Below are 16,500 nucleotides of genomic sequence, written 5' to 3' on the forward strand. Positions count from 1 at the left end.
TCATTCCATCATGGCTTGAAACCGTCCGTACCTCCATGAAGTTGTTGATCGGCGTGATAGGACGAGCGCACCAGCGGCCCGGACGCCACGTTCTTGAAGCCCATGCGCGTGCCTTCTTCGGCGAACCAGGCAAAGGTGTCCGGGTGCACGAAGCGCTGCACCGGCAAGTGACTGCGGGAGGGTTGCAGGTATTGGCCGAGGGTCAGCATGTCGATGTCGTGCTCGCGCATGCGCTGCATGACCTCGATAACCTCCTCGTCGGTTTCGCCAAGGCCCAGCATCAGACCGGATTTGGTCGGCACATGGGGCACCGCTTGCTTGAATTTCTGCAGCAGGTCCAGCGACCACTCAAAGTCCGAACCCGGCCGCGCGGCCTTGTACAGGCGGGGTACGGTTTCCAGGTTGTGGTTGAACACGTCCGGCGGCTCATTGGCGGTGATCGCCAGGGCCACGTCCATGCGTCCGCGATAATCCGGCACCAGGGTTTCCAGTTGAATGCCGGGGGACAGCTTGCGGATTTCCCGCAGGCAATCGACAAAGTGCTGGGCACCACCGTCGCGCAAATCGTCGCGGTCCACCGAGGTGATCACCACGTACTTCAGGCGCAGCTCGGCGATGGCCACGGCCAGGTTCATCGGCTCGTTGGTGTCCAGAGGCTTGGGCCGGCCATGGCCGACATCGCAGAACGGACAGCGACGGGTGCAGATGTCGCCCATGATCATGAAAGTCGCCGTACCGCCGGAAAAACACTCACCGAGGTTCGGGCACGAGGCTTCTTCGCAGACGCTGTGCAGCTTGTGCTTGCGCAGCAGTTGTTTGATCCGGTCGACCTCGGGCGAGATCGGCATGCGCACGCGAATCCAGTCGGGTTTGCGCGGGAATTCATCCGTGGGAATGATCTTCACCGGAATCCGCGCAACCTTTTCCGCACCGCGCAGTTTGGTGCCGATTTCTACTTTGGCCGGGCTGTTGCCGGTTGATTCGACAATGGCATTCATGATGCTTTCCTTGTGCAGCAGGGAGCAGAACCTGTAGGAGTGAGCCTGCTCGCGATAGCGTCGTATCAGTCAATATGAATAGCGACTGATCCACCGCTATCGCGAGCAGGCTCGCTCCTACAGGGGATTTGTGTGGATTGCTCAGTCGCGGTAGACCGGGAAGTCCGCGCACAGGGCTGCCGCTTGCCGGGCGACATTGGCCTCGATATCGGCATCGCCGAGGTGATCGAGGATGTCGCAGATCCAGCCCGCCAACGCAATGCTCTGCGCTTCCTTGAAACCACGGCTGGTGATCGCCGGCGTGCCGATGCGCAAACCGGAGGTCACGAACGGCGATTGCGGATCGTTGGGCACGGCGTTTTTGTTCACGGTGATGCCGGCGCGGCCGAGGGCGGCGTCGGCGTCTTTGCCGGTGAGGCCCTGGCGGATCAGGCTGACCAGGAACAGATGGTTGTCGGTACCGCCGGACACCACGTCGTAACCGCGCTCGATAAACACCTGCGCCATGGCCTGGGCGTTGCGGATCACTTGCGCCTGATAGGTCTTGAAGCCTGGCTCCAGCGCTTCCTTGAAGCACACGGCCTTGGCGGCGATCACGTGCATCAGCGGGCCACCCTGACCACCGGGGAATACCGCAGCGTTGAGCTTTTTCTCCAGTTCCGCATTGGCCTTGGCCAGAATCAGACCGCCACGCGGGCCGCGCAGGGTCTTGTGGGTGGTGGTGGTGACCACGTCGGCGTAGGGCAGGGGGTTGGGGTACAGACCGGTCGCCACCAGGCCGGCGACGTGGGCCATGTCGACGAAGAGGTACGCGCCGACCTTATCGGCGATCTGACGGAAGCGCGGGAAGTCCAGGGTTTTCGAATAGGCCGAGAACCCGGCGATGATCATCTTCGGCTTGTGCTCGACCGCCAGGCGCTCGACCTCGTCGTAATCGATCAGGCCCGTGGTGGTGTCGATGCCGTACTGCACGGCGTTGTAGAGCTTGCCGGAAAAACTCACTTTGGCGCCGTGGGTCAGGTGGCCGCCGTGGGCCAGGCTCATGCCGAGCACGGTGTCGCCGGCTTGCAGAAGGGCCAGATAAACCGCGGCGTTGGCCTGGCTGCCGGAGTGCGGCTGGACGTTGGCGTAGTCGGCACCGAACAGTTGTTTGGCGCGGTCGATGGCCAGTTGCTCGACCACATCGACGTGCTCGCAGCCGCCGTAGTAGCGCTTGCCCGGATAGCCTTCGGCGTACTTGTTGGTCAGGCCGCTGCCTTGTGCCTCCATCACCCGCTGGCTGGTGTAGTTTTCCGAGGCGATCAGTTCGATATGGTGTTCCTGCCGCGCATCCTCGGCATTCATCGCCGCCAGCAGTTCGTCGTCATAGCCTTTGATCTGGTCGTGCTTGCTGAACATGGTGTGGTCCTTTTTCGGATTCGGGATATGCGTAGGGGCTTCAAGCGTCGGCGTGTTCTGCGGTCAGGCGTTCATAGGCGTCTTGATCCAGTAGATCGCCCAGCGCCAGGGCATCGACCGGTTTGAAGCGAAAGAACCAGCCTTCGCCCAATGGGTCTTCGTTGACCAGTTCCGGGGTACTCTCCAGCGTCGCGTTGATCTCGACCACTTCACCGTCCAGCGGCATGCCGATACTGCTGGCAGCCTTCACCGATTCCAGCACCGACACTTCAGCGCCTGCATCGAAGGCGCCCAGTTCAGGCACCTGAACGAACACCACATCCCCCAGCGCCTGCTGGGCAAACGCCGTGATGCCGACGGTGACCAGGCCATTGCTTTCAAGGCGCAACCATTCGTGATCGACGGTAAAACGCAATTGGCTCATATCAACTCCTTATTGTTTTGACGCTCGTGGCGGGACGACGAGCGGGGTTGGAGGAGTGATAGCAAGGGTGGTGCCAATGTTTTTTATTTGTTTTAAATCAATGGCTTGAAGTTGTTTTATTAAGTGCGATAGATTTCATCTGTATTGAAATCAATACAGACAAACAGGGCTGTGGGAGCAGACGCCGTAAATGCGCGGTGGGAAAGGATTTGTCTTGATTCCGCTACGCTGTATCGATTTGCAGACGAACAATTCAACAACAACACCGATCCCCTGTAGGAGTGAGCCTGCTCGCGATGAGGGCGTGTCAGTCGAAATGTATGTTGACTGTCAGGCCGCTATCGCGAGCAGGCTCGCTCCTACAGGGAATGTGTTCCGACAGATAGCTCAGGGCTTGGCGGGAATGCCGTACTTGCGCAGGCGAATGGCAATGGCGCTATGGGACGTCTGCAACCGCGCCGCCAGCAACCGACTGGACGGATAGCTGCGATAAAGCTGTTCCAGCAGGTTCTTCTCAAAGTCGCCAACGGCCTCTTCCAGGCTGCCGACTTCGCCGTCGTTCTGCCGCTCTACCGCCGTGCGGGCGATGTCCAGGTCGTCGATGTCCACCAGCGGATTTTCGCAAATCGCCGCCGCGCGAAAGATCACGTTTTGCAGTTGCCGCACGTTGCCCGGCCAGCGGTTGCCGAGCAGGGCGCTGAAGGTGCTCGGTGCCAAACGACACGCCGGTCGCTGGATCTGCGCGCAGGCCTGTTGCATGAAGTGATTGGCCATCAGCAGGATGTCATGACCGCGCTCGCGCAGCGGCGGCACTTGCAGGTTGAGCACGTTGAGGCGGTAGAACAGGTCTTCGCGAAACCGTCCTTCGGCGACCATTTTTTCCAGGTCACGGTGGGTCGCGCTGAGCACCCGCACATTGACCCGGACTTCTTTGTCGCCACCGACCCGACGGAAGCACCCATCGCTCAAAAAACGCAGCAATTTGGCTTGCAGGTAGGGCGACATTTCGCCGACTTCATCGAGAAACACCGTGCCTTGGTCGGCCAGTTCCAGCAGGCCGAGTTTGCCGCCCCGTTGCGCACCGGTGAAGGCGCCGGGGGCATAGCCGAACAGTTCGCTTTCGGCCAGGCTTTCGGGCAGTGCGGCGCAGTTCAGGGCCAGAAACGGTGAGTCGTGGCGAGCGCTGATGGCATGGCAGGCACGGGCCACCAGTTCCTTGCCAGTGCCGGTTTCACCCTGGATCAGCAACGGCGCATCAAGGGCCGCCACCCGTTGCGCGCGGGCCTTGAGCGCACGAATCGGTGGCGATTCGCCAAGCAGCGCATCGAAGCCTTCGGCATGGTCATGGTGCAGCGCCGACAGGCGTTCGCCGATGCGATTGGGTTGATACAGGGTGAGCAGGGCGCCGGCGTCAGTGATCGGCATCGCGTCGAGCAGCAACGTCTGGCCGCCGAGGCTGACCTCGTGCATCGGCAGGCGGAAATGTTGAGCGATCAAGGTGCGTTGCAAATCGGCATCGTCGAACAGCGCGGTCAGCGACTCACCGGCCGGTTCGCGCCCGCAGAGGGCGATCAGCGCCGGGTTGGCCAGCAGCACATGGCCACGGTCATCCACCGCCAGCACCGGGTCGGAACTGGCTGCCAGCAGCGCGTCCAGTTGCAGGCGCCGGCGTTGCCCCGGAAGGATGTCGACCATGGTCACCGCTTGCACGCCGCGCACATCGAAAAGCGCCTCGCGCAATTCCTCCAGCACCTCGGCGCCGAGGGTCGGGGCGTCGATGTAGACGTTCGGCGGCACCATCTCCACGGCGTCCAGATTGAAACTGCGACCACCGAGCAGGGCCAGCACTTCCTGGGTGATGCCGACGCGGTCGATGAAGGTGACGTGGATGCGCATGACGGGCCTGCAAGGTTGGAGAACCGAATCAGTATGCCCGGCAAAATTTGAATTTGGCGAGCGTCACATCACGGCTGGCCGGTTTTACGGGCGCTGGCAGCCAGGTCCTCGAGGAACGCCTGGAGGATCGGTGGCGGTGCCGTGCCGCGTCGGGTGATCACGTCGAAAGGCGATTTCAGACGCAGACTCCCGGGGGCCAACTGGTGCATCTCGCCGCTCTTGACCCACTGGGCGGCGAAGTGCTCAGGCAGAAAGCCCAGGTAGGCGCCGGAGATGATCAGGATCGCCGTGGCTTCGATGTTGTCCACGGTGGCGGCCGCCTTGCTCACGCCCAGGTGTTCGAGGTCGTATTGCTGCATGTAGCCGCGCACGACGATGCGCCCCGCAGCGACTTCTTCGAGCAGTTCCTCACCTTCGGCGCGGCTGCCGTACAACGGGTGACGCCGCCCGCAATACAAACCCAGGGCTTCCTGGTACAGCGGTGATTGCAGCAGGCCCGGCACATGGATCGGGAAGTGCCCGATGGCCAGGTGCAGGCGACCGTCGAGCACCCGTTCTTCGAGTTCCGCCGGGGTGCCGACGTACACGTTCAGGTGCACGTCATGGCCTCGGGAGACGAAGCGCTGGGTGGTGCGCGGGATCGGCGAATCGGGGTCGGTGATCGTGGTGTCGATGATCCCCAGGTTGAGCTTGCCGCTGATGTGCTGCTTGAGCACGTCCGCGTCCATGCAGAAGTTTTCCACCGCCGACAGCAGGCGCTGGGTGGCTTCATGGATCGCCACCCCTTGTTCGGTCAGGCGGAAGCCGCTGCGCCCACGCTGGCAGAGTTTGACCCCGAGACGGGTTTCCAGGTGGGTCATCTGTTCGCTGATGGTCGACTGCCCGGCATTGAGCGCCGCCTGCGCGGCCGAGAAACCGCCGCAGCGCACAATCGTGGCAAACACCCTGAGCAGTTTCAGGTCGACATCGTGCAGCTGGATCATCTTGGGCCTCCGGCATGGGGACGCATCGGGAATACCGATATGAGTATCTGATGTTTAGCATTTTTTCCACGAAAACCTGCGCCCATAGTCTTTCCAACGGCGGTCGCCTTGCAGTCCGCCAAGCCGATAACAAGAAGTGGAGAGGCTAGAAATGTCGAACAACGGTTATGAATCCGGTCGCCTGAACCTGCCATTCGTGGGTCATTGCACCTTTGGCAAATCCCCGGTGTGCACCGATTGGGATGCACTGGATGCCGACGTCGCGGTGCTTGGCGTGCCCAACGACATGGGCACCCAGTGGCGCTCCGGCGCACGCTTCGGACCACGCGGGATTCGCGAAGCATCGACGCTGTTTTCCTTCGGCCACGCCGGCGCCTATGACCACGAAGATGACGTGATGTACCTCACCGCATCGGACGTGCGCATGGTCGACGTCGGTGATGCCGACATCGTCCACACCGACATGGTGACCAGCAACAAGAACACCGAATACGCCGTACGCAAGATTCTCGATGCCGGCGTGATGCCGGTGGTGCTCGGCGGCGACCACTCGGTGCACGCGCCAGTGATCAAGGCCTTCGAAGGCCGCGGCCCGATCCACATCATTCACTTCGATGCGCACCTGGATTTTGTCGACGAGCGTCACGGTGTGCGCTACGGCCACGGCAACCCGCTGCGCCGCGCATCCGAAATGAACCACATTGTCGGCATGACCCAGATGGGCATCCGCAACGTGTCGTCGTCCAACCGCGACGACTACGAAGCGGCCCATGAAGCCGGCTCGAAAATCCTCTCGGTGCGCGACGTGCGTCGCCTTGGCGTCGAGGGTGTGCTGGCGCTGATCCCGCAGAACATCAACTACTACATCACCATCGACATCGACGGTTTCGACCCGTCCATCGCCCCTGGCACCGGCACCCCGAGCCACGGCGGCTTCCTCTACTACGAAGTGCTGGAAATCATCCAGGCCCTGGCCAAGCGCAGCAAAGGCAACATCGTCGGCATGGACCTGGTGGAAGTGGCACCGGTCTACGACCCGACCGGCATGACCTCGATCCTGGCCGCGCAACTGCTGCTCAACAGCATCGGTTTCATCTTCCACGAGCGTGGCAAGGTGCGGGCAGCCGCCGAGAGCGAAGCCGCATCAGCCTGATCATCGAAACCAGTGACCCGGCAGGCTCTGACTGCCGGGCAGAGAGAACAAAAATGGACACGATCGTCAAAAGTTACCTGCAAAAATTCGGCGTCAGCGAAGCCACCCAGACCTTCCTCAGCAAGGTCCAGAAAATGTTCATCGGCGGCGCCTGGGTCGAAGCCAGCGACGGCCAGACTTCCGATGTGATCGAACCTTCGACCGAAGGCCTGATCACCCGCATTCCCATGGGCACCACCGACGACCTGGACCGCGCCGTGCAAGCCGCCCGCGCGCAGTTCGACGGCGGCGCCTGGCGCCAGGCCAAACCGGCGGAACGCGAGCGCATGATGCAGCGCCTGGCCGACCTGGTTGAGCAGAACGCTGCGGAACTGGCGGAAATCGAATCCATCGACATGGGCAAATCGGTTGCCTTCGCCAAGGACGTGGACATCCAGGGCACCGTCGATACCCTGCGTTACTTCGCCGGCTGGGCCACCAAGCTGCACGGCCGTACTGTCGAACCTTCGCTGCCGGGCAACTACCTGGCCTATACCCGCAAGGAAGCGGTCGGCGTGGTCGGCGCCATCGTGCCGTGGAACTTCCCGCTGCAAACCATGGCCTGGAAGCTCGGCGCGGCGCTGGCGACCGGTTGCACCGTGGTGGTCAAGCCCGCCGAACTGACTTCGCTGTCGGCCCTGCGTTTCGCTGAGCTGGTGCAGGAAGCGGGCATCCCTGACGGCGTGATCAACATCGTCACCGGGCGCGGCAGCGTGGTCGGTGCGGCCATGGCTACCCACCCGGGCATCGACAAACTGACCTTCACCGGTTCTACCCCGGTCGGCCAGACTGTCGGCCGCGCGGCGCTGGATGACATGAAGCGCCTGACCCTCGAACTCGGTGGTAAATCACCGGTCATCGTCTGCGCCGACGCCGACATCCCGGCCGCCGCCCAAGCAGTCGCCAACGGCGTGTTTTTCAACTCCGGGCAGGTATGCGACGCCGGTACACGGGCCTATATTCATAGCAGTGTCTACGACGAATTCCTGCGTGAGCTGATCGCCTACACGCGCACCCTGAAAATCGCCCCGGGCCTGGATCCGGAATGCTTCATCGGCCCGCTGGTTTCGGCCCTGCAAAAACAGCGCGTGACCGAGTACATCGAAACCGGCAAGGCCGAAGGCGCCGAACTGGTCTACGGCGGCCAACCGATCGAAGGCCCTGGCTTCTTCGTCGAGCCGACCATCTTCGCCAACTGCCGCAATGACATGCGCATTGTCCAGGAAGAAATCTTCGGCCCGGTGCTGGTCACCGCACCGTTCGACGACGAGGAAGACGCGCTGGCCCTGGCCAACGACTCGCCTTACGGCCTGGCAGCGGCACTGTATTCCAACGACCTGGGCAAGGTGCACAGCCTGATTCCACGCTTGAAAGCAGGCTCGGTCTACGTCAACGCCCACGGCACCCTGGATCCATCGATGCCGTTCGGTGGCTACAAGCAGTCCGGATTCGGCAAGGACCTGGGCGCCGAGCAGCTCGACTACCTGCTCGAAACCAAGGCGGTGTGGATCACGCTGCCAAGCTGATGCTGATCAGATAAGACAAGGAACAATGCAATCCCTGTGGGAGCGAGCTTGCTCGCGATAGCGGACTGTCAGCCAACATCAATGTTGCATGTCACGCCCCCATCGCGAGCAAGCTCGCTCCCACAGTCAAAAGGCATCTGCAACAACGCCAGGTAGGCACGGGCAACTGACTCTATCTCTGTGGGAGCGAGCTTGCTCGCGATGAGGCCAGCACATCCAACATTGATGTTGACTGATCTTGCGCAATCGCGAGCAAGCTCGCTCCCACAGGGGAGTCGTTCACCCGAAAGAACGCGGTTATCTCGTCATGATCTTCCAACAATAAGAGTCCATCATGAACACTAACGCCAAGTCCGCCACGAGCGTGCCCAGCCTCGACGAAAAATCCGTCGTCGAGGGGCATTCGATTGACTTCATCCCCGAGAACGAGCGCACCGACAAGCTGGCCAGTCAGGGCCCGTTCTGGTTCCTCGGCAATTTCACCTTCTTCACCATGACCATCGGTTTCGTCGGCCCAAGCGTCGGCCTGACCGCGCTCTGGACCACGCTCGCCGGCACGCTGGGCATCATGTTCGGCACACTGTTCATGGCCTTTCACGGCTCCCAGGGCCCGCACCTTGGCCTGCCGCAGATGATCCAGTCCCGTGCGCAGTTCGGTTATCGCGGGGTGATCCTGGTGCTGCTGGCGACGTTGTTCGTGTTCGCCGGCTTCAACATCGTCAATCTGGTGCTGATGATGCAGGGGCTGCACACGCTGTTCGGGTTCAACCCGGCGGTGATCGCGGTGGCGGTGACCATACCGGCGGCGGTGCTGGCGATTCTCGGCCATGACTGGATGCACCGCAGCTTCAAATGGGCGTTGTACCTGTCGCTGCCGCTGTACGGCCTGGTGACCCTGGCGGTGGTGATGGGCTGGGTGCCGGATGCAGTGCTGCCGGCACTCGCGGAAGGCGAAGTGGCCCGGGAGCCGCTGGGTTTCAACTGGACCGGTTTCATTGCGCAGTTTGCGGCGGCCGCCAGCTACAACATCGCCTACGCCCCGTACGTGTCGGACTACTCGCGCTACCTGCCGAAAAACACCTCCAGCGGCAAGCTGATCGCCGTGGTGTTCCTCGGGGCTTCGTTGTCCGGTGCGTGGATGATTTCCGTGGGTGGCTGGCTGGCCGATCACCTGCACTCCACTGACGTGCTGGTGGCCCTCGGGCAAGTCGGCAACACCGTGTCGCCGCTGGTGGGCACGGCGGTGGTGGTGGTCACCATCCTGGCGTTCCTGCCGGTGATCGCGATGAACATCTACAGCGCCAAGCTGACCACGCTGACTTGCGTCGACTCGATCAAGCACATCGAACCAACCCGCAGGGCTCGCATCCTGGCCATCGGCTTCGTGATCCTGCTGCAACTGGGCGTGGCCCTGAGCATCCAGAGTTCCGGCAAAGGCCTGTCGGTGCTGGGGATCTACCTGGTGGTGATGCTGTACTTCCTGGTGCCCTGGACCTCGGTCAACCTCACCGACTACTTCTTCGTGCGCAAGGGCCGCTACGCCATCCCACACTTCTTCATGCCCCACGGCAACATCTACGGCAGCTGGGGACTGCGCGGCATCGCCGCCTATGCCATCGGTTTTATCTCGATGATCCCGTTCTTCTACATCTTCGACGGCGTTGAACAGCGCGAGGTGTATGTCGGCCCGCTCGCCAAGGCGCTGGGCAGCATCGACATCGCCTGGCTGGTCGGGCTGATTGTGTCGGGCCTGGCGTACTACTGGCTGAGCCGCTCGATCGACCTCAAGCGCGAAGAAGTAGTGATCCAGCAGATCGAGAAAAACTCCCCGCAATACACCACCGGCGACACGCTGACCCACAAACAGCAGCCACCGCGGGTATTCACTGAATCGACGGTCGGGAGATAACTATGACCACGCAAAGAATGACTACGCAAAAATACGACTACATCATCATTGGCGCAGGCTCGGCAGGTTGTGTGTTGGCCAACCGCCTGAGCGAAGACCCGGCCACCTCGGTGCTGGTCCTGGAATTCGGTGGCAGTGACAAGAGTGTAGTGATCCAGATGCCGAGCGCATTCTCGATCCCGATGAACACCAAGAAGTACAACTGGCGCTACGAAACCGAGCCGGAGACCCACCTCAACGGCCGACGCATTCACTGCCCACGGGGCAAGGTGCTGGGCGGTTCGTCGTCGATCAACGGCCTGGTGTACATCCGTGGCCACGCGCTGGACTTTGACGAGTGGGAATCCCTGGGTGCCGAAGGCTGGGGCTATCGCAACTGCCTGCCGTACTTCAAGCGTGCCGAGAGCTATGAGTCGGGCGGTGACAGCTATCGCGGGCAGACCGGGCCGCTGCACACCACCAACGGCAACCACATGAAAAACCCGCTGTACGGTGCCTGGGTCGAAGCCGGCGCGGAGGCGGGCTACATCAAGACCGAAGACTGCAACGGCTACATGCAGGAAGGTTTCGGTGCCATGCACATGACCGTGAAGAACGGAGTGCGCTGCTCCACGGCCAACGCCTATCTGCGCCCGGCCATGGGGCGTCCGAACCTGACGGTGGTCACCCACGCGATGACGCGCCAGATCATTCTTGAAGGCAAGCGAGCGGTGGGTGTCATGTATGACCACGGTGGCCAGACCCACCAGGTGTATTGCAACCGCGAAGTGCTGATATCGTCCGGGCCAATCGGCTCGCCGCACCTGCTGCAACGCTCGGGCATCGGCCCGGCGGACGTCCTGCGCAAGGCCGGGATCGGCGTACGCCATGACCTGCCGGGAGTAGGGGAGAACCTGCAGGATCACGCCGAGGTGTACATCCAGTTCGGCTGCAAGGAACCGGTGACCCTCAACAACAAGATGGACCCGCTGAGCAAGCTGATGATCGGTCTGCGCTGGCTGCTGTTCAAGGACGGTCTGGGCGCCACCAACCACTTCGAGGCTGGTGGTTTCATCCGCTCCGAGAAGGGCCTGCGCTGGCCGGACATCCAGTTCCACTTCCTGCCTGCGGCGATGCGCTACGACGGCAACAAGCCGATCAAGGGTCATGGCTTCATGGTGCTGACCGGGCCGAACAAGCCGAAAAGTCGCGGCTATGTGCGCGTACGCTCGGCCGACCCGTATGAGCATCCGGAAATCCGCTTCAATTACCTGGAGCGGGAAGAGGACCGCGAAGGTTTCCGCCGCTGCATTCGCCTGACCCGCGAGATCATCGGGCAGAAAGCCATGGACCGCTTCCGCGACGGCGAAATCGCCCCGGGCGCCCAGGTGACCAGCGATGAAGACCTCGACGCCTTCGTGCGCGACAACCTGGAAAGCACCTACCATCCGTGCGGTTCGTGCCGCATGGGCGAGGACGACATGGCGGTGGTCGATTCCGAATTGCGCGTGCGCGGCATCACCGGTCTGCGGGTGATCGACTCGTCGGTGTTCCCGACCGAGCCGAACGGCAACCTCAATGCGCCGACGATCATGCTCGCCGAGCGTGCGTCCGATCTGGTGCGTGGTGCACAGATGTTGCCGTCAGCGGATGTGCCGGTGGGGTTGGTGGAGGGCTGGGAAAGCAGCCAGCGTACCTCCTTGCCAGGGCGCAACGTCCGCGTCTGAGGGCAATCGGTAATCCAATGTAGGAGCGAGCCTGCTCGCGATAGCGGTCTGTCAGTCAACTTCACTGTTGAATCTGATGGCCTCATCGCGAGCAGGCTCGCTCCTACAGGGGACGGCGGTGCTTTCAGGAAAATAGTGCGTCGCTGTTACGTCGCCATTGCTAGTCTGTAATTCCTTGAGACCGCAATGGAGCACCCTCATGGCTATTCAGGCCCTGCGCGCCGACGCATCGCACATCGACCAGATCGCCCCCTTGTTTGACGCCTACCGGATGTTCTACAAGCAGCCGTCGAACCTTGCGCAATCGCGCGCCTTCATCGCCGAGCGACTCGCCCGGGATGAATCGGTGATATTTCTTGCCCAGGACACCGACGGTGAAAACCTCGGCTTCGTCCAGCTGTTCCCGACCTTTTCCTCGATCGATGCCCATCGCACCTGGCTGCTCGGTGATCTGTTCACCACGTCCGCCGCCCGGGGCAAAGGCGTCGGCACCGTGCTGATGAACACCGCCCGGGATTTTGCGACGCTGGCCGGTGGCAAAGGCATGACCCTGGAAACCGCCACCGACAACCTCACCGCCCAGCGCCTGTATGAATCCCTGGGCTGGGTGCGCGACCCCGGTTACTACACCTATTGCCTGGATCTGAAAAAAGACTGACTCAGCGATCCAGTCAGCCAAGCACCGGTCGCATGAACGAACGCTCGTAGCTGAGGATGAATTTTTTCTCTTCGGCGTACTTGAACGCTGCGATGCACTCCGGATCGTTCATCGACTGTTGCCGGTAATGCTCGTAATCCGCCAGGCTGGGAAAGGTGAACAGCGCCAGGGCGATGTTGTTGGCGCCCTCCGACGGCAAAAAATAGCCGTGGTGCTGTCCGCCGAACTTTTCCACCAGGGGAATCCACAACTTGCCGTAGTGCTCGAACGCTTCGAGCTGGTAGGGATCGAGCACGTATTTCAGGTAGCAGGTCACCATTGTTTCGTTCCTTGATCAGGTTTTGAGGGCAGCCGCCACTGTAATCAACAGTGGGCGCCCGGCACAGCCGCTTGTTCGACATTGACCGGTAACTTTACGCCAGAGGCAGGCGCCGGCGTCGCCGCACTATTGGTTCAGTCAATAGTCACCATCAAGAATCGCAAGTTCTGTTTTTTGCGCAAAGGCGGAAAATTGCCTGCATTGAACACGCTGCTCAAGGAACCTGCGCGATGAAAATCTTGACCCGACTGGCTGTGATTGCCCTGTTGCTGGGCAGCGTTGCATCCACCGCATCGGCCTTTGCCGAAGACGCACGCACCTGCCATCTGCCGCCCATCACCGCTGGCCAGGGCAGCCTGCAATACGGACAGACGGTCGGGGTGCTGTACAGCGAAAACACCGTGGAAAACCTGCAATACCTTGAGCAATACCACTCGGTGGCCGTCAACGGTGCGAAAAACGCACTGGACGCGCGGATTCGCCAGGCGTTCGTCAACAGCTCCGATCCGGACCTGGCCATCGACTGGCTGATGGGTTCGCTGCACCACACTTTTCTGTCGGTGACGGTCTACGACAATCTTGAAGCCCTGGTGCAGGCCCATCCGGATGTGGTGGTGATGCTCGATACCCACAACCAGTTGCTGACCCAGCGTAACGACCGGGTCGAGGCGCGTTTCGCCGCACGTTTCTACGACGCCAACCTGCAGTACATCGGCAAAGCCGAAGGCTCGGTGGAAAAACAACTGCCGTCGGTGTGGGTGCATGACAAGACCGCGCCCGAGATCGCCGCGCAAATCGAACAGCAACGCGACCTGCAACTGACCGCGCTGAAACAGTTCGATGCGTCGTTGAAGGCGCTGGTGACCGCCGGATTGACCGCAGCAACAAATTAATCAGCCCGACGCCCATTGAGCGGCGGGCAAGCCGATCCACCGTGGATTTCTTTTCAGGACCTGATTCATGCGCACTGTTTTTGCCCCGACCCTGGCCTTCGCCTCGCTGCTGCTGGCCGGTTGTGCCACGCCGAACAATCCGACCATGACCTTGCAGACCAGCAAGTCGCCCGAGGAGTACACCCATTGCGTGGTGCCGAAGTTGCAGGACGATGCGCTGGCACCCACGGTATCGCAGACCCAGCGCAGCTACCGGATTGTCGTATCGAGCAAAGTGTCGGCGGACAACGTGCTGGAAACCTATAAAGCTTCGAACGGCGGCAAGGTGTTCCTGTACGAGCGCAAATTGCTGGCCTCGGCGTTCGTACCGTCGACGTTCGAGCGTGCGGCGCAGGAATGTCTGTAAGCAGAATTCCAGGCAAAAAAAAGCTGCCGGGACTGGCAGCAGAAAGTTAAAGCACGCATTGAATGACTTGAGTATGGCGCCTGGTTCATGACGATTCGATGACAGCTTGATGGACATTCATCCGGATGCCACAGGTCATGTGTTGAGCCTTAGTAAATCTCCGGCACGATGATTTCCTGCGGTACAGGCCCTCGTGAATAGTCTTTCTGGCGCTCGCGTTGCGGTAATTCGATCACCGGCAGCTCGACTTCTTCATAAGGCATCTGGCTGAGCAGGTGATGAATGCAGTTGAGGCGGGCCTTCTTCTTGTCGTCGGCCTGCACCACCCACCAGGGCGCTTCGGCGATGTGGGTGCGCTCGAGCATGATTTCCTTGGCCTTGGTGTAGGCCTCCCAGCGACGACGCGACTCCAGGTCCATGGGGCTGAGCTTCCACTGCTTGAGCGGGTCGTGAATGCGGCTGAGAAAGCGCAGGTTCTGTTCCTGGTCGGAAATCGAAAACCAGTACTTGATCAGCTGGATGCCGGAGCGGGCGAGCATGCGCTCGAATTCCGGCACGGTGCGGAAGAATTCTTCGTACTGGTCGTCGTTGCAGAACCCCATGACCTTCTCGACCCCGGCGCGGTTGTACCAGCTGCGGTCGAACAGCACGATTTCCCCGGCGGCGGGCAAGTGCGAAACGTAGCGCTGGAAATACCACTGCGTGCGCTCGCGGTCGTTGGGCGCGGGCAGGGCAGCCACCCGGCAGACCCGAGGGTTGAGGCGCTGGGTGATGCGCTTGATCACGCCACCCTTGCCGGCGGCATCGCGACCTTCGAACAGGATCACCACCTTGTGTCCGGTTTTCACCACCCAACTCTGCAATTTCACCAGCTCGCCTTGCAGGCGAAACAGTTCGGCGAAGTAACGGCGCCGGGCTTCTTTCTCGCTGCCATCCTCGATGTGTTCGTCGAACAGTGCGTCCAGGTTGTGCCCGTCTTCCGATAATTCCAGTTCCAGCTCCTCGTCACTGATATCGAGCAGCTCGCGGTGGATGCGCTGGATCAAGGTGTCTTGATTGGAAAGCATGGTGAGACACTCGCGTCATGGGTGGCACAGCCGATCCTAGTCACAGTTTGTTACGAAGTGGTGATGCCAGGCGGTGTCATCTGGGTGTCATCGAAGTAATGGCAAGATCCTCGCAATCCGTCATGAGTGCCCGACGGCCGTCAGTCCGCCGGCAGATGAATGTGCAAGGAACCCTCCATGAAAGACGCCCCGCTGTTTGCCGCCATCGACCTGGGTTCCAATGCGTTTCGCCTGATGATTGGCCAGTCGGTGAGACGGAACCAGCAGATGGTCATCCAGGAAGTGAAAACCCTGCGTGAACCGGTGCGTCTGGCCGAAGGCCTGCAGGGCGGGGCGCTCGATGAGTTGGCGCTGGACCGTGGTTGGCAGGCGCTGGCGCGATTCGGCAAGAAACTGCGCGGTTTCGAAGCCGGGCGCGTGCGGGCGGTGGCCACCAGCGCGGTACGCGAAGCGGACAACGCGCCGCTGTTCCTGGCCAGTGCCGAGCGTCACCTGGGTTTTCGCATCGACGTCATTTCCGGTCACGAAGAGGCGCAACTGGTCTACGCCGGCGTGGCCCACACCTTGCCGGCGCAAACCATGCGGCTGGTGGTGGATATCGGCGGTGGCTCCACGGAGATGATCATCGGCCGTGGCGATCAATTGCTGGTCACCGAGAGCATTGCCATCGGCAGCGGCACCTTCGGTGCGCGTTACTTCCATGGCGGGCGGATTGTGGCCGAAGCGCTGCTGGAGGCCGAACGCGCGGCCACCGTGCAATTCGAACGCATTGCCCGCCGTTACCGCGCCATGGGCTGGCAGCAGGCGGTTGGTTCCTCGGGGACCGCGCGGATGCTGGCCAAGGTACTCAAGGCCAATGGCCTCAATGATGACGGCCAAAGCGGCATCACCTACGGCGGCCTGTTGCGCCTGTCGTTGCGCCTGCTGGAAGTCAAACATGTGAAACACCTCAAGCTGGCCGGTTTGCCCACCCATCGCCTGAGCATCTTGCCGGGCGGTCTGGTGGTGATGCTGGCGGCGTTCAAGGTGTTCGGGATCACGCACATGATTGCGTCTGAACCGGGTCTGCGGTTCGGCGTGCTGCATGGATTGATGAGCAAACACTAAAGTCCGCCAGCCGAGGTA

15 protein-coding genes are annotated in these 16,500 nt (G+C 61.4%); 8 read left to right on the forward strand and 7 right to left on the reverse strand.

The annotated features are described in order from the left end of the window. Positions 1 to 8 precede the first annotated feature (8 nt). The 5 genes from lipA to AABM52_RS10875 form a co-directional block, all read right to left on the reverse strand. Positions 9 to 998, reverse strand: a complete 990-nt coding sequence (gene lipA, locus AABM52_RS10855; RefSeq protein WP_347911741.1) for a lipoyl synthase — start codon at positions 996 to 998, stop codon at positions 9 to 11. A 141-nt stretch (positions 999 to 1,139) separates the two neighbouring features. Then, complete coding sequence (gene glyA, locus AABM52_RS10860; protein WP_347911742.1) at positions 1,140 to 2,396, reverse strand: serine hydroxymethyltransferase; 1,257 nt, start codon at positions 2,394 to 2,396, stop codon at positions 1,140 to 1,142. 40 nt (positions 2,397 to 2,436) lie between these two features. After that, complete coding sequence (gene gcvH / locus AABM52_RS10865; RefSeq protein WP_347911743.1) at positions 2,437 to 2,820, reverse strand: glycine cleavage system protein GcvH; 384 nt, start codon at positions 2,818 to 2,820, stop codon at positions 2,437 to 2,439. Between the two features lie 387 nt (positions 2,821 to 3,207). Then, positions 3,208 to 4,716 (reverse strand): sigma-54-dependent transcriptional regulator, encoded by a 1,509-nt coding sequence (locus tag AABM52_RS10870; protein WP_347911744.1) that lies wholly within the window; start codon positions 4,714 to 4,716, stop codon positions 3,208 to 3,210. 68 nt (positions 4,717 to 4,784) lie between these two features. Beyond that, positions 4,785 to 5,699 (reverse strand): LysR family transcriptional regulator, encoded by a 915-nt coding sequence (locus AABM52_RS10875; RefSeq protein ID WP_347911745.1) that lies wholly within the window; start codon positions 5,697 to 5,699, stop codon positions 4,785 to 4,787. Positions 5,700 to 5,850: 151 nt separating this feature from the next. On the opposite strand from AABM52_RS10875, the gene speB reads away from it, so the two are divergent. From speB to AABM52_RS10900, 5 genes are all read left to right on the forward strand, one after another. Next, positions 5,851 to 6,852: an agmatinase gene (gene speB / locus AABM52_RS10880; RefSeq protein WP_095943760.1), complete on the forward strand. Its 1,002-nt coding sequence runs from the start codon at positions 5,851 to 5,853 to the stop codon at positions 6,850 to 6,852. 53 nt (positions 6,853 to 6,905) lie between these two features. Next, positions 6,906 to 8,417 carry an aldehyde dehydrogenase family protein gene (locus tag AABM52_RS10885; protein ID WP_347911746.1) on the forward strand — a complete coding sequence of 504 codons (1,512 nt, stop codon included), beginning with the start codon at positions 6,906 to 6,908 and terminating at the stop codon, positions 8,415 to 8,417. Between the two features lie 334 nt (positions 8,418 to 8,751). Further along, positions 8,752 to 10,326 carry a cytosine permease gene (locus tag AABM52_RS10890; RefSeq protein WP_347911748.1) on the forward strand — a complete coding sequence of 525 codons (1,575 nt, stop codon included), beginning with the start codon at positions 8,752 to 8,754 and terminating at the stop codon, positions 10,324 to 10,326. A 17-nt stretch (positions 10,327 to 10,343) separates the two neighbouring features. Beyond that, positions 10,344 to 12,032, forward strand: a complete 1,689-nt coding sequence (gene betA / locus AABM52_RS10895; RefSeq protein WP_347912612.1) for a choline dehydrogenase — start codon at positions 10,344 to 10,346, stop codon at positions 12,030 to 12,032. Positions 12,033 to 12,231: 199 nt separating this feature from the next. Continuing rightward, the gene (locus tag AABM52_RS10900; RefSeq protein WP_347911749.1) at positions 12,232 to 12,690 is read left to right on the forward strand and encodes a GNAT family N-acetyltransferase; all 459 of its coding nucleotides are present in this window, start codon (positions 12,232 to 12,234) and stop codon (positions 12,688 to 12,690) included. A 13-nt stretch (positions 12,691 to 12,703) separates the two neighbouring features. Here the strand turns inward: AABM52_RS10900 and AABM52_RS10905 are convergent, their stop codons facing one another. After that, entirely contained in the window at positions 12,704 to 13,009 is a 306-nt protein-coding gene (locus AABM52_RS10905; protein WP_347911751.1) for an NIPSNAP family protein, read from the reverse strand. A 230-nt stretch (positions 13,010 to 13,239) separates the two neighbouring features. Between AABM52_RS10905 and AABM52_RS10910 the strand changes: the two genes are divergently transcribed. Both AABM52_RS10910 and AABM52_RS10915 read left to right on the forward strand, forming a co-directional pair. Continuing rightward, positions 13,240 to 13,902, forward strand: a complete 663-nt coding sequence (locus AABM52_RS10910; protein ID WP_347911752.1) for an ATPase — start codon at positions 13,240 to 13,242, stop codon at positions 13,900 to 13,902. 67 nt (positions 13,903 to 13,969) lie between these two features. Further along, positions 13,970 to 14,308, forward strand: coding sequence for a hypothetical protein (locus AABM52_RS10915; RefSeq protein WP_347911753.1), 339 nt, complete (start codon positions 13,970 to 13,972; stop codon positions 14,306 to 14,308). A gap of 149 nt (positions 14,309 to 14,457) precedes the next feature. Here AABM52_RS10915 and ppk2 read toward each other — a convergent pair whose 3' ends face one another. Continuing rightward, positions 14,458 to 15,375 (reverse strand): polyphosphate kinase 2, encoded by a 918-nt coding sequence (gene ppk2 / locus AABM52_RS10920; protein ID WP_347911755.1) that lies wholly within the window; start codon positions 15,373 to 15,375, stop codon positions 14,458 to 14,460. 177 nt (positions 15,376 to 15,552) lie between these two features. Here ppk2 and AABM52_RS10925 point away from each other — a divergent pair, with 177 nt between their 5' ends. Further along, positions 15,553 to 16,482 carry a Ppx/GppA family phosphatase gene (locus tag AABM52_RS10925; RefSeq protein ID WP_347911756.1) on the forward strand — a complete coding sequence of 310 codons (930 nt, stop codon included), beginning with the start codon at positions 15,553 to 15,555 and terminating at the stop codon, positions 16,480 to 16,482. The last annotated feature ends 18 nt before the right edge of the window (positions 16,483 to 16,500 follow it).

It is taken from the genome of Pseudomonas grandcourensis (assembly GCF_039909015.1).
GTDB classification, from domain to species: domain Bacteria; phylum Pseudomonadota; class Gammaproteobacteria; order Pseudomonadales; family Pseudomonadaceae; genus Aquipseudomonas; species Aquipseudomonas grandcourensis.